General features: G+C 67.5%; 15 protein-coding genes. 6 read left to right on the top strand and 9 right to left on the bottom strand.

The features are described from left to right. Nucleotides 1-44 precede the first annotated feature (44 nt). From HDA44_RS03820 to HDA44_RS03805, 4 genes are all read right to left on the bottom strand, one after another. Nucleotides 45-938: a carbohydrate ABC transporter permease gene (locus tag HDA44_RS03820; RefSeq protein ID WP_184831385.1), complete on the bottom strand. Its 894-nt coding sequence runs from the start codon at nt 936-938 to the stop codon at nt 45-47. Further along, complete coding sequence (locus HDA44_RS03815) at nt 935-1,855, bottom strand: ABC transporter permease (protein ID WP_184831384.1); 921 nt, start codon at nt 1,853-1,855, stop codon at nt 935-937. The genes HDA44_RS03820 and HDA44_RS03815 overlap by 4 nt, the downstream gene beginning before the upstream one ends. Before the next feature lie 100 nt (nt 1,856-1,955). Continuing rightward, nucleotides 1,956-3,773, bottom strand: coding sequence for a DUF2264 domain-containing protein (locus HDA44_RS03810; protein ID WP_184831383.1), 1,818 nt, complete (start codon nt 3,771-3,773; stop codon nt 1,956-1,958). A 10-nt stretch (nt 3,774-3,783) separates the two neighbouring features. Continuing rightward, nucleotides 3,784-4,917 (bottom strand): glycoside hydrolase family 99-like domain-containing protein, encoded by a 1,134-nt coding sequence (locus HDA44_RS03805; RefSeq protein ID WP_184831382.1) that lies wholly within the window; start codon nt 4,915-4,917, stop codon nt 3,784-3,786. Between the two features lie 98 nt (nt 4,918-5,015). Here HDA44_RS03805 and HDA44_RS03800 point away from each other — a divergent pair, with 98 nt between their 5' ends. The 5 genes from HDA44_RS03800 to HDA44_RS03780 all read left to right on the top strand — a co-directional run bounded on the left by HDA44_RS03800 (nt 5,016) and on the right by HDA44_RS03780 (nt 10,495). Further along, nucleotides 5,016-6,005 (top strand): helix-turn-helix domain-containing protein, encoded by a 990-nt coding sequence (locus HDA44_RS03800; RefSeq protein WP_184831380.1) that lies wholly within the window; start codon nt 5,016-5,018, stop codon nt 6,003-6,005. 260 nt (nt 6,006-6,265) lie between these two features. Then, nucleotides 6,266-7,789: a glycoside hydrolase family 71/99 protein gene (locus HDA44_RS03795; protein WP_184831378.1), complete on the top strand. Its 1,524-nt coding sequence runs from the start codon at nt 6,266-6,268 to the stop codon at nt 7,787-7,789. Nucleotides 7,790-7,852: 63 nt separating this feature from the next. Then, the gene (locus tag HDA44_RS03790) at nt 7,853-9,586 is read left to right on the top strand and encodes a glycosyltransferase family 39 protein (protein WP_184831376.1); all 1,734 of its coding nucleotides are present in this window, start codon (nt 7,853-7,855) and stop codon (nt 9,584-9,586) included. A 64-nt stretch (nt 9,587-9,650) separates the two neighbouring features. Further along, on the top strand, nt 9,651-9,998 hold the full coding sequence (locus tag HDA44_RS03785) for a DUF3703 domain-containing protein (protein ID WP_184831374.1): 348 nt from the start codon (nt 9,651-9,653) through the stop codon (nt 9,996-9,998). 20 nt (nt 9,999-10,018) lie between these two features. Beyond that, a complete protein-coding gene (locus tag HDA44_RS03780) occupies nt 10,019-10,495 on the top strand; it encodes an anthrone oxygenase family protein (protein ID WP_184831372.1) in 477 nt (158 codons plus the stop codon). Here HDA44_RS03780 and HDA44_RS03775 read toward each other — a convergent pair. Beyond that, nucleotides 10,459-11,349 carry a helix-turn-helix domain-containing protein gene (locus HDA44_RS03775; RefSeq protein ID WP_184831370.1) on the bottom strand — a complete coding sequence of 297 codons (891 nt, stop codon included), beginning with the start codon at nt 11,347-11,349 and terminating at the stop codon, nt 10,459-10,461. The genes HDA44_RS03780 and HDA44_RS03775 overlap by 37 nt on opposite strands. Nucleotides 11,350-11,475: 126 nt before the next feature. Here HDA44_RS03775 and HDA44_RS03770 point away from each other — a divergent pair, with 126 nt between their 5' ends. Further along, complete coding sequence (locus HDA44_RS03770) at nt 11,476-12,303, top strand: phytanoyl-CoA dioxygenase family protein (RefSeq protein ID WP_184831368.1); 828 nt, start codon at nt 11,476-11,478, stop codon at nt 12,301-12,303. Nucleotides 12,304-12,431: 128 nt separating this feature from the next. On the opposite strand, the gene HDA44_RS03765 is transcribed toward HDA44_RS03770, so the two are convergent. From HDA44_RS03765 to HDA44_RS03750, 4 genes are read right to left on the bottom strand one after another with little or no spacing between them, the layout of a single operon-like run. Beyond that, the gene (locus tag HDA44_RS03765; protein ID WP_420488487.1) at nt 12,432-13,115 is read right to left on the bottom strand and encodes an N-acetylmannosamine-6-phosphate 2-epimerase; all 684 of its coding nucleotides are present in this window, start codon (nt 13,113-13,115) and stop codon (nt 12,432-12,434) included. Then, a complete protein-coding gene (locus HDA44_RS03760) occupies nt 13,112-14,224 on the bottom strand; it encodes an ROK family protein (protein ID WP_184831365.1) in 1,113 nt (370 codons plus the stop codon). The genes HDA44_RS03765 and HDA44_RS03760 overlap by 4 nt, the downstream gene beginning before the upstream one ends. After that, nucleotides 14,221-15,039 (bottom strand): carbohydrate ABC transporter permease, encoded by an 819-nt coding sequence (locus HDA44_RS03755; RefSeq protein WP_184831363.1) that lies wholly within the window; start codon nt 15,037-15,039, stop codon nt 14,221-14,223. Before HDA44_RS03755 ends, HDA44_RS03760 begins: the two co-directional genes overlap by 4 nt. Beyond that, nucleotides 15,036-15,908 (bottom strand): carbohydrate ABC transporter permease, encoded by an 873-nt coding sequence (locus HDA44_RS03750; protein WP_184831361.1) that lies wholly within the window; start codon nt 15,906-15,908, stop codon nt 15,036-15,038. The genes HDA44_RS03755 and HDA44_RS03750 overlap by 4 nt, the downstream gene beginning before the upstream one ends. Nucleotides 15,909-15,912: the final 4 nt, after the last annotated feature.

Here is a 15,912-nt window from a genome sequence, read left to right as displayed (position 1 = left end):
CGACCCCCGGTTGTACTCGACCGCCGAACTCTCAGCCGCCGGCCTCAGCCTTTGACGGCGCCGATCATGACTCCCTTGGCGAAATGTTTCTGCAGGAACGGGTAGACGATCAGGATCGGAACCAGCGCGACGACCAGGATCGCCATTTGCAGCGGGAGTTGCGGCGGCATCGCCTCCGCCCCGGCGCCGACCTGGTCACCCCCGATGGTTGTCTGGTTCACCACAAACGTCCGCAGTACCAGGGAAATCGGCCACTTGTCGGTGCTCTGGATGTAGAGCATCGCGTTGAAGAACGCATTCCAGTACCCGACCGCATAGAACAGGCCCATCACCGCGAGCACTGCTTTGGACAGCGGCAGCACGATCCGTACCAGGACCGTGGCGCTCGACGCGCCGTCGATCGCCGCCGACTCGAACAGCTCCGGCGGCAACTGCTGGAAGAACGCCCGCATCACCAGCACGTTGAAGGCGTTCACCATCACCGGCAGGATCAGCGACCACCATGAATCCAGCAGCCCCAACTGCTTCACCACGAGATAGCTGGGGATCAGGCCCGGACTGAACAGCACCGCGCCGAGTACGACCAGCACCATCGGCCGCGCGCCGAACGTACCGCGCCCGGACAGCCAGTACGCCAGTCCGGAGGTGGCCGTCAGCGAGAACAGCGTGCCGACGACCGTGACCGCGATCGAGATGGTCAACGCCCGCGTGACCACTCCCCCGGACAAGATCGCCTTGTACGCGCCGATCGACACCCCACCCGGCCACAGCACCATGCCGCCGCCCGAGGCGTCGATCGTCGGCTGATCCGCGAGCGAGGTGGCGATCACCGACCAGAACGGGACGATGACCAGCAGGACCGCGATACCCAGCGCGATCGACTTGACCAGCTGCACCAGGGGATTCGGCGGCTCCATCCAGATCGGACGTGTGCTCATTTCTGGTACACCCCCTGCTCGCCGAACAGATGAGCCAGCTTGTTCGCACCGATCACCAGCAGGACGCCGACCATGCTCTTCACCAGCCCGGCCGCGGTGGACATGCCCCAGTCGCCGCCGATGATGCCGTTGTTGTAGACCCAGGTGTCGAGCACTTCGCTCGAATCGGTCCCGACCGGGCCCTGCTGCAGGATGATCTGCTCGAAGCCGACCGACAGGCTGTCACCGAGCCGCAGGATCAGCAGCAGGATGAAGATCCCCTTCAGCGACGGCAACGTGATGTGCCACAGTCGCTGCCGCGCGTTCGCGCCGTCGACCGCCGACGCCTCGTACTGCTCCTGATCGACCTGGGACAACGCGGCCAGGAAGATGATCGTTCCCCAGCCCGCGTCCTTCCAGATCACCTGCGTGGTCAGCAGCGCCTTGAACAGTTCGGGTACGCCGATGATGTGGATCATCGGGAAGTCGTTCTGGACCAGGAACGTGTTCAGCATGCCGGCGTTGCCGAGCATCTGCTGGAAGATCGCGATCACGATCACCCAGGACAGGAAGTGCGGCAGGTACAGCACCGACTGGAGCAGTCGCTTCAGGCGCTCGCCGGCCAGGCTGTTCAGTAGCAGCGCGAGCGCCAGCGGGATCGGGAAGACGAAGACGGCCTGGACCAGCGTGAGGATGAGCGTGTTGACCAGCGCGTTCAGGAACTCGGGGTTGCCGTCCCAGAGGAACGAGAAGTTGCGCAGGCCGACGAACGGCGCGTCGTTGATGCCGAGGTACGGCTGGTAGTCCTTGAAGGCGATGATGTTGCCGAGCAGTGGCAGGTACTGGAACAGGATCAGCGCGATCGCACCCGGCAACCCGAGCGCCACCAGCACCTTGTCCCGCCGAAACTGCCGTAACCGCTGCACCCGCTGCTGCATTTCCCACCTCCTCGCCGGTCGATGCTGGGATGTTATTGAGCGCTTGCCGGGCCACACCACCGACTGAGTTGACCGAAACTAGGACAGGATTCGCCGACGGTCACAGCTCGTCGACCGAGCCGTCCGGCCAGCACACCTTCGCCTGATCGGCGTCGAAGATAGGCCACGTCGGCGTACTGCCGCCGAGGCACACCGCGACCACGTACCACTGGTCAGCCGCCGGTGAATCGAACCGGCACCAAGGCACTTCAAGCTCGGCGCCGAACGGCGACGCAAGCAAATGCACCGAGTGCCCAGTCCGCCCACCGCCGGTCAAAGCCGTCACCCCACTGACCAGCCCCACCCGCGCCCCAGGCGCCGGCCTACGAGGCACCGCATACCCGGACACAACCAGCGCCACGCACGACCCACCAGGTTCAACCCGAACCGCCCGAACCTCAACCGCTCCACGCACCAGCGACACACAGGTGAGCGTCGGCCCGGGCTCAGATGGCTTCGCGAAGGTTGCGACGTGTTGGCTTTCGGCTCGGTGGGTGTTGATTACTTGGAGCTTGATGTGTGGGCGTTGGGACCAGCGGCCGTGGGTGTCGATCACGGCTACCTGGTTGTCCACGGCCTGGTCGGCTGCACCTGAAGGCAACGGCACCGGGGCGGTGACTGTCGAGTACGCGAATCTGCTGTAGAGCTGGTTCTCGCCGTCCGGTGTCTCGGCCCGGTGATTGGTCACCCGGACGATTCCGTCCGACGCCGTACCGGAGACGATCCAGCCGATCGGACGGATCGCGTGGACGTGATCGCCGACATCGATCGGCGCGGGCTCCTCGGGTTCGGTCCAGACCGGATGAGACTCGGGCAGGACCAGTCCGGCCAGACCGAGGCTCGCCCAGTACGGCGATCCCGGCCCCGAGTACGACTGCCGCATCGGTTCGAAGCGATCGTGCCAGCCCTGGCTGAGCAGTCCGTGCTCGTCGTACGCGCCTCGATCCACGAAGTACTTGATCGCTCCCAAGCAGGTCCGGCGGAGACGACCAGGTGGGAGCGGACTCGCGTCGAACACGGCGGCAGTCCACAGCGCACCGACGACGGCATGCCGGTACACCAACGATCGGCCCTGGTACAGCGGCGCACCGTCCGCGCCGAAGAGATCCGCCGCGCTCGCCACGTACGCCTTGAGTCGCGCGGCGTACCGGAGCTGCCGTTCGTGATCACCGGACATCCGGCAGTACCACAACGAGAACAACTGCATGACGAAACCCGCGTACCAGTCGACGTTGCCGCCGCGGCCGTCGGTGTACCAACCTTCGTCCAGGTAGCAACTGTCGAGATACTCGAGGTACTCGTCCACCTTCGCCTGGTCGTGCGGTCCGCCGACCGAGCGCAGGAAAGCGTGCGTCACGTTGTGGAACCACTGCCAGTTGCTCTCCGGGTACCACGCGCCGACCGAACCGGCGAGCCACTCGACGATGCGCTCCTGGGCGCTCGACGGCAGGGCGTCCCAGATCCACCGGCGGCTCTCGTGCAACCCGATCGCGATCGCGGCCGCCTCCACGCGCGCCTGCGGCGTATCCACCAACGACGGCCACCGCTCGGCCCGGGCGCCCAGTTCGGCCCGCCCGGTCCGGTCGGCCCCTCCGCCCCGCTCGGCCGCTCCGGCCCGGTCGGTGCCGGCGATCAGGCCGTGCGCGTACCAACTGGCGTGATCGTGTGGATCGGAGTCGGCCGCCGACAAGCGAAACCCGACGGCCAGAAACGAACGCGCGAACGCTTCCAAACCGTCCACGATCGGACCCGACTGCCCCGCCGCACCCGGCAGGTCGAACCGTGCGTGCCCGGGCGTCGCCCACGGCCGCAGGGCGAGCAACGATCGGTCGGCCAGCTCGACCAGCTCCGCCCGCGTCCAGCCGGTGTACTTGTTCACCGCCGGCACCTCAGCGGCTGCTTCCGAACACCCGGCGTATCTGCTCCAGGTGCCCGTGCCGATGCAGGGTGTCCGGTTCCAGATAGCTGCCCTCGGTCCACTCGTTCCAGGCGTTGATCGTCAGCAGCGGAACGTTGGTCGCGTCAACGAACGTTCGCGCCTGCTCGAGCGCCAGCCCGAACTGCTCCGGCGTCGCGTCCGAGATGATGTTGGTGTGCGGATACCCCCACGCCGGGTTGTGCCGGTCGGACTGCACGGTTCGTGGTGAGCAGTCCCAGCCGACCGTCACGTTCGGGAAGTACGGCTGGTCGTACTCGGCCGCGTACCGCTTCCAGCCGTCCGCCGCCTGCGCGCGCATCTCGGCGTACGGCGTCAGCCGGGTCGGCATCGGATGGTGATGCACCCACACGTACGACGTGACGCTGTCGAAGCCGAGCCGGCTGACCAGGGCCGGACCGTCGAGCGCGACCCCGTCCTCTGGCAGCACCGCGCGTTCCCGGATCACGGCGTTCAGATGGAGCTCCGGATAGCCCGCCCGCGCGGCACGGGTGCGCAGACCGTCCAGCGCCGCCTTGGCCGCGTCGACCCCGCCGAGCCCCGCGACCAGGGTTTCCAGCTCGTAGATCGACAGGTACGGAGCATCGCCTATCCGGAGGTACGCCGGGTGACCGAAGTACCGCTCGATCATGTAATCCGTCGCGGCTTCGAACTGCTCCGCGTCGACGCTGCCGGACTCCAGCTGGGTCGCGGGCGTGGCGGACTTCCACGGATGGATGTTGCTCCAATGGTGGTTCGCCCACATCAGCGCGAACTTCAGGTCGTGCCCGACCGCGGCAGGCATGAACGCCGCCTCGAGCGGACGCTCCAGGTACGGGCGGCCGCCGTACCAGTACCAGTCGAACAGGAACGCGCCGACGCCGTGCTCGGTCGCCATCGCGATCTTGCCGGCCATCACGTCCGGATCCGCCTCGTCCAGGTAGCCGTCCAGCGGAACCCGCGGCTGCAGATGCCCTTCGAACCGGGGTTCGGCGCGTTTGACCAGCTCCCATTCGGTCCAGGCGTCGCCGTGCCACTGCTCGTTGCGCGGGTCGACGTGGAAGTTCGGGAAGTAGTACGCCGCGATCGTGACGTCGCCTTCGGTCACAGGCACTCCTTGTTCCAGGCTCGTGGTTACCGTGGTGTGATGTTATTGACCGACGAGGCGCCGCACCTTCGCATGGATTGAGCGAAAGTAGGACAAAAGTGGCAAGCAGCCGGAGCAAGCCCCGCTACGAACGAGCCGCCGTGTTCAACCCGGACGGTCTGCCGGTCTGGGCCGACCGGCACCGGATGCCGGCCGATGTCGCGGCGCACGACCACGACTTCTTCGAGATCGCGCTGGTCACCCAGGGCCGTGGGCTGCACATCGCGGCCGACGGTGACCACCCGATCGGGCCGGGCAGCGTCATCGTCGTCCCGCCGAACCAGTGGCACGGGTACGCGCGGTGTGAGGACCTCGTGGTCTTCGACAGCTTCGTCGCGCCCGAGCTGATCGACGGCACGCTGTCGTTCCTGGACGCCGAGCTGCCGCTGATGCAGACCGTGCACAAGTCGAGCCTGCCGCTGCCACAACGCGTCGAGCTCAGCCAGTACGACGTGAGCCTGGCGGTCGCCGAGCTGCACAGCATGAGCGACACCACCCCGGCCCGGCGATCCCGGATCGAGCTCGTCGGCCACCTGCTGATCTACCTGGACATCCTGAACCGCTCCTGGTCCCCCGAGCAGGCGAGTCACCGCCGATCCCTGGCGCCGATGCATCCGGCGGTGTCCCGGGCGGCGCAGTTGATGGAGGACAATCCCGGGCGATCGTGGACGCTTGCGCAGTTGGCGACCGCGACGTCCACCGAGCGTACGCATCTGGTGCGGCTGTTCCAGCGCGAACTCGGCGCGCCGCCGATCGCGTACCTCAATCGGCTCCGGGAGCAGGCCGCGGCCCGGCTGCTCGTCCAGACCGACGACCCGATCGCCCACATCGGCGCGCGCGTCGGCTGGGAGGACGCCGGGTACTTCGCGCGGCGCTTCAAGTCCGCGTACGGCCTGAGTCCGTCCGCGTACCGGCAACGCGCCCGCACCGGCGAGGCGCGATACCACACGTCGACCGAAGCCGAGCCGGCGTTGCCGATCAGCGGCGCGCGCTTCGGCGCGCCGATTCCGGAAACCACTCGGACGTACGGAAGCGGACTCGCGCTCTGACCCGGCGACCGCCTCGCGCGCTGCGCCGGCGGCTGCCTCGCGCGCTGATCTGGTACCCGCTTCGGGCGCCGGCCCGGCGTCAACATCGTCCGGGTTTCGCCCAATCCGGGCCCTGCGCCGCCGCGCGGTGCCCCGGCTAGGGTCCTTCGCACCAAGTGGGGTGCCGGATCGTTGGAGGTTGGGCCATGGTTGACGGTGGACCGAGTCGGCGGGATGTCTTGCGGGTAGCGGCTTTGGCGTCGGGTGCGGTGGCGCTGGGTATGCCGAGCGGGACAGGCGGGACAGCGGAAGCCGCGGGCGCGAAGCTGCTGCTCGGGGCGATTCGCTGGGATGCCTGGGTGGGCGGTGACTGGGCGGTCGGAAGCCAGGTGAACCGGACGTTGTCGCCGAAGAAGTACGAGTTCCGGTTGCCGTACTACGCCGGCATCACCGTGCCCAATCGGGTACTCATCGACGAGCCGGCTCAGACGCTCTTGCACGACGAGTCGACGACGCAAATGGTCGAGCTGTCCCGCCCGTTCACGCCACAGTCTCGCGCTGTCACGGTGGAGTGGGACTGGAAGGAAACGGTCGCCGGGCGGTGGGCCCGCGCCATTCTGGTCAGTGGGTCCAGCGCGGCCGTCGACATCGCGACCCGCTCCGACGCGTCAGGTACGCAATTGGTGTACCGCGCGTCGGACGGTACGTGGAAGGTGCTGCAGCCCGTTGCCGACGACACCTGGTATTCACTCAAGGTGATTGCGGATCCGGCTCCGCCGCAGGGCGCGACGCCGTGGGTGGACATCTTCGTCGACGGCGTCCGCCGGGCCAATCACGTGCCGTTGCTCGGAGCAATGACCTCCTTCGATCGGCTTTCGCTGCGGACCAACGAAACGCTGACCTCGGACCTGTACATCCGCAATCTCAGCGTCGAAGTGACCGAGTCGGTGAATGCCAACGGCGCGGTGCAAAGCGTGATGGATCAGGAAATTCACTACGCGGCCGCGGCCGGTATCGACTATTGGGCATTTGTCTACTATCCGCAGGCGCCGCTGTCGGCGGCTCGGAACCTGTACCTGTCCAGCGCCTACAAGAACGACGTGAACTGGTGCGCGATCCTGGACGGGAATTTCACCGGCACGTTCGATGCGAATCTCCCCGCGCTGGCATCGCAGTTCAGTACGCCGAACTATCAGAAAGTGCTCGGCGGCCGGCCGCTGGTGTACTTCCTGTCCGGCGCGGACGCCGACAAGGTCGCGAAGCTCCGCGCCAAGGCGGCCGAGCTCGGGGTGGCGAATCCGTACGTGGTGGTGATGGGGTGGACCGCGCAGGGCGCCGCCGATCTGAAGACCACGGTCGGCGCCGACGCGGTCAGCCGGTACGCGACCGGCTCGATGAGTGGTGCGCCGTACTCCGACCTCGCTGCCGCCGAAAGCGGGTTGTGGGACCAGTACGCCACCGCGGCCGGCCAGGTCATCCCGACTGTGAGCACCGGCTGGGACAAGCGCCCGCGGTACGACTATCCGGTGTCCTGGGAGCCTGACTACACAGGCTTCAAGGACACCTGGACCCAGCAGGCGACCCCAGCTCAGATCGCGTCCCACCTGGGCGCGGCGGTCAGCTGGACCAAGGCGCATCCGGCCAGCACCGCCGCCGGCACCGCCCTGATCTATGCCTGGAACGAGTTCGACGAAGGTGGCTGGATCTGCCCGACGCTGGTCGAGATCCGCGACTCCGGCGCGCCACTGCGCCTGAACGCGATCGCCGGCGTGTCCCGAACCACCGCCCGCCGGGGCAGAAAGTGAACTGCCAGCCGGCTGCCAGCTAAGCAGGAGGTCCCACTCAGGATCACCCAACAGCATCGACGGATGACAATCCGTACCAGTAGAGCGGCGTATGTCGCTCTCCTCGTCCTGACCGCGATCGGCTACCTCTGGGGACTGTCCCGGAACGGGTTCGCGAACGAGTACTACGCGGCCGCCGTCCAAGCCGGTTCGATCAGCTGGAAAGCCTGGTTCTTCGCGGCTTTCGACGCGCCCGGTTTCATCACCGTCGACAAGACACCGGGCGCGATGTGGGTGATGGGCCTGTCCGCGCGCGCGTTCGGGTTCAGCAGCTGGAGCATGTTGTTGCCGCAGGCATTGATGGGTGTCGCCACCGTGGCCGTGCTGTACGCGTGCGTACGCCGATGGTTCGGCGCGCGGGCGGCGTTGCTCGCGGGCGTGATCATGGCGGTGACGCCGGTCGCGGTGCTGATGTTCCGGTTCAACAATCCGGACGCGTTGCTGGTCCTGCTGCTGACCTCGGCCGCGTACGCGGTGACGCGCGCGATCGCGGCGGAGCAACACCCGGCGCGATGGATGATGCTGGCCGGGGCGCTGGTCGGCTTCGCGTTTCTCACCAAGATGACGCAGGCGTTCCTGGTCCTGCCGGCACTGGCGCTCGCGTATCTGCTGGCCGGCCGGAAGAGCGTTCGGGTACGCGTACGCGACACCGCCCTTGCCGGGATCGCGATGGTCGTGGGTGGCGGCTGGTGGATCGCGATCGTCGAACTGATGCCGGCGTCGGCGCGACCGTACATCGGCGGATCCCGCACGAACAGCGTCGTCGAGCTGGCGCTGGGCTACAACGGTCTGAGCAGGCTCAGCGGCAGTGCGGCGCGGTCGGGTCCCAGCGCGGAAGCCACCGGACTGCAACGGCTGCTGGACCCGGAGTACGCCGGTCAGATCCTGTGGTTGTTGCCGGTGGCACTGATCTCGGCCGTCGCCCTGGTCAGCTTGGAGCGTCGCTCGCGCGCCTTCGTCGTGTTGTGGGCGGGCTGGCTGGTGGTGACCGGCGCGGTGTTCGTGCTGATGGACGGGACGGTGCACAGCTACTACCTGATCGCGCTGGCGCCACCGATCGCGGCGTTGAGCGGCCCCGGCCTCGTCCTGCTTTGGAGCCGCCGCGATCATCCCATCGCGCGCTCCGCCCTGAGCGGCGCGGCTTTGCTGACCGCGGGCATCAGCTTCGGACTGTTGTCACGGGCATCGGCCGGCGTGCTCCCGTACACCGTCCTCATTGTCGGCGTACTCGCCGCCGGACTGTTGCTCGTCAACCCGTCGCATCGCCGGTTTCGCGTACTGATTGCCGGTCTCCTTGTCGCCACTGCCTTGACCGGGCCACTGACCTACTCGATCCAAACGATCAGCGTCCGCAAAGGCGGGACGATGCCGGCCGCCGGCCCTGACGTCAGCAGCGGCGGAGGGCGTAGCGGCGCATTGATCAGCGGAACCGCGACCAGCCAGGTACCCGCCGAGCTGATCGCACTGCTCGAAGACGGCGCCTCCGGCTACACGTGGGCCGCGGCGGCAGTCAGCGCACATACCGCCGCGCCACTGGAACTCGCGGCCGGCCGACCGGTGATCGCGATCGGCGGCTTCAACGGGACGAACCCGACCCCCACTCTCACTGCCTTCCAGCAACTGGTTGCCAAGAACCAGATCCGCTACTTCATCGACGGCACCAGCTTCCCGAACGCAATCACCACCTGGGTCAAGGCCACCTTCGAACCGACAACCGTGGGCGGCGCAACGGTGTATGACCTGACCTCGCCTGCTTAACATCGCTATGTGGCGATGATATGGTCTGATCAGGATCGATCACCCCGAGCTGAGAGGACCTGCGATGTCGCGCATCCCGGCGGCGGCCCGTGCCCGGTACCACGAGGAAATGCGGGCGGCGAAGATCGCCGCCGACCCCGCGCACCGGTGGGCGCATCTCGAACGCGCGCACATCCTGTCCCAGCCGGATCCCTGGCTGCATACCCGCAATCACGTCGGCATGCTCGTCCTGGCCGTACAGCAACGCGACCGCCGCGAGGCACTCGGCCAGGTCGTACGCATCGCCGTCGCCGCCCCCGGCTCTCTCACCGGCCGCTACCCCGAAGGCAACACCGGCCGCGCCTCGATCGGCCTCACCCAACAACTCCCAACCCCACCCGACCTCGCCGAACTGCTGCGCCCGGAGCAGTAGCCTTCAGGGGAGGCTGGTTCATGGCTACTGACGTGGACCTCAGCAGGAGCCGCGCCGCGGCGCGTGGGTGTAGTGCCGTGCTCGCCGGTGTCGCGCTGACGGTCCTCGTGCTCGAACTGGCTTCACGTCACCTCGCCGGCCCCGACTACGTCCGCCTCCGCCAGGCCGAGTACAAACCCTTCACCTGGTTCATCGGCGTGATCTCCGTCCTCACACTCGCGTCCGTGATCACGCTGACAGTGCAGGCGTACAAACACAAACGCCAACTACTCCGCCCACCGCTGATCGCCCTCGCACTGATCCTCGTCGCGATCGTCATCACGCTCGCCGTCAACGGCCCGATCAACCTCGAACAGTTGAACTGGAACCCGACCACCCCACCTGCGAACTGGTCCGAGATCCGCGACCACTGGCAACTCGCGCACGCCGCCCGCACCGTCGTGTTGCTGGCCGCGGCCGGCTACCTCAACCTGCCAACCGGCGCCAGCGGTGGATGAGCGGCCCGGTACGCGGTGGGCCGGAGGTGTTTCAGTTCAAGGAACCGGCGGTTGAAGTTGGAGAGGTTGTGATATCCGCTGCGAGTCGCCACTTCGGTGATCGGCAAAGCGGTGTCGGTGAGGAGGCGGCACGCGGTTTCGATGCGAAGCTGATTGACGTACTCGGTGAACGTGCAGCCGAGCGCGCGCCGGAAGAAGCGGCTGAAGGACGTCGGCGGCATGTGTACGAGCGCGGCGATCTCCTCCTGCGTCACGGCCTCGGTGTGACGCAACTGCAGTTCGCGACAGACGATGTCGACGCGGTCGCGGACCATCGTGCTGGGCGCCGAGGTGTAACCCGGGCCGGTGATCGGCGTCGCGGTGGTGTCGGCGGCGAGCTGGCAGAGGATGTCGAGCAGGCGCACGGTCTGGGTGGCGGGCTCCAGACGCGGTAGCGCGGCGACCAGCTCGCGTACGCCGGCGTCGTGGAACCACAGACCTTGAGCAGAACGAGCCAGCAGCTCGCCGACGCGACGGAACTGCGGGTGCTCGAAGAACCCCACCCCGAGAAAGTCATGCCGGAACTGGGTCACGGACGCTTCCGCGAACACCCCAGCCGGCTCCGGCGGCCCGGTCGGCTCAAGCGGCTCGGAGGCGTACGTGTGTGGGAGCTCCGGTCCGAGCAGGACCAGATCGCCCGGTTGATAGCGCTCCACGATGGTACCGACATACCGCGTACCCGATCCCGCCGTGATGAGCGTGAGCTCGTACTCCTGATGGAAGTGCCACTCGAAGCCGAACGCGCGCTCACGCCGTACATAGCAGGTGAAAGTCGACCCGTCCGGCACTCCGGGCCGCTCGTAGCGGGGCTTCACCCGCGTCAGCCTAGCCGAGTGTCAACTGAGTACCAGAACTGGTTACCAGCGGCGTGGTGGTGACGCCACCCGGGCTGCGATCGTGGAGCGATCGATCCGCTGCCGACCGGTAGGAGTACCGACGACATGACCACGACCACCGACGCCTCGCTCCTCGACCTCCCGTACGACGGCCTGGCACCGACCGCGACCGCCGACTTCAATCGCGACGGTTTCATCCACCTGTCCGGCGTGCTCGACGCGAAGACCATCGCCGAGTACGAACCGACGATCACCTCCGAGGTGATCCGGCTGAACACGCAGGACCTCCCGCTCGCGGAACGCGACACGTACGGGAAGGCGTTCTTGCAGGTCGGCAACCTGTGGCGGGAGAACGAGAAGGTCAAGGAGCTGGTGTTCTCGCGCCGGCTGGCCGGGATCGCCGCGCGGCTGCTCGGCGTACACTCCGTCCGGCTGTACCACGACCAGGCGCTGTACAAGGAGCCGAGCGGCGGCATCACCCCGTGGCACGCCGACCAGTACTACTGGCCGCTGTCGTCCGACCGGTGCCTGACGATCTGGCTCCCGCTGCAGGAGACGCCGCTCGAGATGGGCCCGCTGGCGTTCGCGCGCGGCAGCCACAACTTCGCGTTCGGACGTGATCTGGCGATCTCCGACGAGTCCGAGGAGCGGCTGAAGCAGGCCGTCGCGGAGCAGAACTTCCAGGACGTGGTCGAGCCGTTCGCGCTCGGCGACGCGACCTTCCACCGCGGCTGGACCTTCCACCACGCCGGCCCGAATCGTGGCACCGTGCCGCGCCGGGTGATGACGGTGATCTACATGGACGCCGACATCCGCATCACCGAACCGACCAACGACCACCAGAAGGACGACCTCAGCTGGATGCCCGGCGCCGTCATCGGCCAGGTAGCCGACACCCCCCTGACCCCAGTCCTGTACGACGCCCGCCACTGAACCACCCACCAACACGCCGGAGGCACACGGCCGTCGAGTTGGCCGGCTCACGGGCTGATCGGGCCGGGTGGTCGGGCCGGGTCGTTGGCTCTGATCACTTGGGTGGTCAGGTAGGTGACCGGATCGGATTATTCGGGTGGTCGGGTCAAGGGGTCGGCGAAGGTTCGGGTTATTCGGGTGGGGTGGGTGATCGCGGTGCCTACCACCACCGCGTACGCGCCGGCGTCGCGGCAGGCCAGGGCGTCGTCCGGGTTGCGGATGCGGCCTTCGGCGATGACCGGGACGGCGACGTTCGCGACCAGTTCGGCAAGCAGTTCGAGGTCCGGGCCGCGGCTGACGGGGCGCTCGCCGGTGTACCCGGCGAGCGTCGTCCCGACACAGTCAGCCCCGGCCGCGATGCTGTACAGGGCGTCGTCCAGACTGCCGCAGTCCGCCATCACCAGCGAACCCGCCGCGTGCACCGCTTCGATGGACGCTGCCAGCGGCTGCCCGTCCGGCCGGTCGCGCCGGGTGCCGTCCAGCGCGACGATATCCGCGCCGGCAGTCGCACAATCGACCGCGTCGGCGACGGTCGGCGTGATGAAGACCCCGTCCGATCCGCGCTTGACCAACCCGATCAGACAGACGTCAACCAGCGGACGAATCGCCTTCAGATCCTCGATCCCCTGCGCGCGAACGCCTCTCGCCCCACCTTCGACGACAGCTTGCGCGACCGCGGCCATGATCACCGGCGACCGCATCGGCTCACCCGGGTACGCCTGACAAGACACCACCAACTGCCCCTCGATCGAGGCCAACGCCAACCCGATCACGCGCCACCCTCCCCATCTCTCCGAACCCCGGACGCCACCCCATCGCCCAGCCGCCCAACCTCCCGCACCGCCGCGGCACCCTCCTCCCGAGCGTCCCGCACCACCCCGCCACCCTGCTCCTGAACGTCCTGCGCCGCCCCGCTCTGCTTTCGGATGTGCCGGGCCGTGCTGCTGGTTCGGTTCCTGACGTGGTGTGCGGCGCCGCGGAGGGCGGTTTCGGGGCCGGACGTGGACACCTCCAGCCGCGTACCGGCCACCGCCGGCAGCAACGTGTCCGCGTACGCCGCACGCAACGCGGTCTCCCACGGATCACCCGCCCGAGCGACACTGCCCGCGACCACGACCAACTCCGGATCGAACGCGTTCACCAACCCACCAGCAGCCGCACCCAACGCACTTCCGCCGGTGCTCAAAGCCGCCTGCGCCAAGTCGTCCCCGGCCCGGCCCAGCAGCTCGCGCGTCGTCGTCACCCCAGGATCACCACCCCGAGCGTGATACCAGGCAAGGATTCCGTAGCCACTGGCAACGGCTTCCAGATGCCCGATCCGTCCACACGGACACACCATACCGGCCGCCTCCAGCGATACGGCATGCCCAAGATGCCCACCCGCATGATGCGCGCCCAGCACCGGTTCGCCACCGACAATCAGGCTGCCACCGATCCCCGTTCCCGCCACCAACGCGACCAGGTCAGACACGCCGTACTCCAACGCCAACCCGATCCCGAACGCGTTGCCGTCCCCAACCACCCAGGTAGGCAGCCCAACCCCGGCCGAGACGAGCGCGCCCAACGGCGTACCGGCCCATCCGGCAATGCTGCTGGTCGCCCCGAGTACGGTGCCGTTGACCGTGTCGACGACCCCGGCCGTCGAGATCGCAACCGCCTCGTCCTCAGCTCCACGCAGTGATTCGAGCAAACGCACCGTCGCCTCAACCACGCTCGCCGCGCCCTCCCGAGCCGGCGTCGGCGTCTCCACGACGCCCACACCAAGCCCACCATCCGCGCCAGGCCCGCCGTACAGGCCGTCCGCGCTGAGCCGGCCGTCCGTGTCGACGCGGGCCGCCGCGATCTTCGTACCGCCGATGTCCACCGCCAGGATCACGCTCATCCCTTCACCGCGCCGGCCGACAGGCCGCTGACCAGGTACCGCTGCGCGAAGACCGCGAAGATCACCGGCGGCAGCGTGGACAGCACGGCGGTCGCGGAGATGTCACCCCAGCGGATGCCGGTGCTGGTGACGAAGTTCGCGGCGCCGAGCGTGATCGGGGTCGCGTTCGACGACGACAGCACCAGCGCGAACAGGTAGTCGTTCCAGGAGAAGATGAACACCAGCACCGCCACCGCGACCAGCGACGGCGCCAGGATCGGCATCAGCACCGAGTACAGGATGCGGTACGTGTTCGCGCCGTCGACCTTCGCCGCCTCCTCGACCTCGATCGGTACGTCCCGGAACCCGGCCGACAGCAAGATGATTGCCAGCGGCAAGTTCAGGAACGTGTTCGCCAGGATCAGCCCGGGTACGGTGTCGAGCATCCGGAGGTTCGACATCAGCAGGAAGTACGGCACCGCGAAGAAGATTGCCGGCAGCAACCGAAGCCCGCTGGACGCGTTCATCACGAACCGGCCGCCGAACCCGAGCCGGATCGCCGAGTACGTACTGGGAATCGCGATCAGCAGCACCAGCAGCACCGCCCCGAGCGCGATCATCGCCGAGTTCAGGAAGAACCGCGGGAAGTCGTACCCGGCCGCGCCGAGCGCGTTCGCGTAGTGATCGGTCGTCGGCGTACCGGCCGCGGTCGCGCCGCGGGAGATGTCGCCGTCGGACTTGAAACTGACGAAAAGGGTGTTGAACCACGGTACGTTCACCAGGATCGCGATCAGCCCGACCGCGACCGTCGTACCCCAGAGCCGGCGCTTGGTCATTCGGCCGCTCCCGGGGTGGCGATCCGCTTCACGAACAGCGGCACGAACGGGATCAGGACCACCATCACGATCGTCGACGCCGCCGCCGCGAGCCCGAACTGCCCGGACTCGAACGCGGTCTTGTAGATGTAGATGCTCATCGTGGTCGTCTTCGTGCCCGGACCACCCGCGGTGAGGACGTAGACCACGTCGAAGGTCCGGATCGCGTCGATCAGCCGCAGGAAGAGCGCCGCGAAGATGATCGGCTTCATCATCGGCACCACGATCGAGCGCAGCGTCCGGAGCCGCCCGGCACCGTCGACCTGGGCCGCCTCCAGTACATCCGACGGGAAGGACTGCAACCCCGCGTACATGATCAGGAACGCGAACGGTGTCCATTGCAGGACGTCCAGCAGTACCAGCAGCGGGACGACCGTGTTCGGTGCGAACAGCGAGACGTCCAGGCCGACGCCGCGCAGCACCTCCGGGACCAGCCCGATGTCACCGTTCAGCAGCAGCCTGAACATCACGCCGAGCAGCGCCGGCGCGACCATGATCGGCACCAGCAGCATGGTGAAGAAGACCTTCTTCCCCGGGAACTCGCGGTTCACGAGCAACGCCAGGCCGAACCCGAGCACCGTCTCGATCGCGGTCACCGCGAGCGCGAACAGCAGCGTGAACTTCGCCGCCGCGAGGAACCCGGGATCGGTCAGCACGGTGCCGAAGTTCTCCAGCCCGGTGAACAGGGTGTCCGGGTTCTGCAGCGACAGGCTGTAGAACCCGGTCTGGATGCCCTGGTACACCGGGTACACCACGAAGATCAGCGCGAAGACGATCAGTGGTGAACCCAGCACCCATTTCGACAGCCGTGACGTTGTTCGTGTACTCAACGGT

The sequence above is a fragment of the Kribbella solani genome, from assembly GCF_014205295.1.
In the GTDB taxonomy this organism is placed as follows: Bacteria; Actinomycetota; Actinomycetes; order Propionibacteriales; family Kribbellaceae; genus Kribbella; species Kribbella solani.
This window is presented reverse-complemented; position numbering and strand designations above follow the sequence as displayed.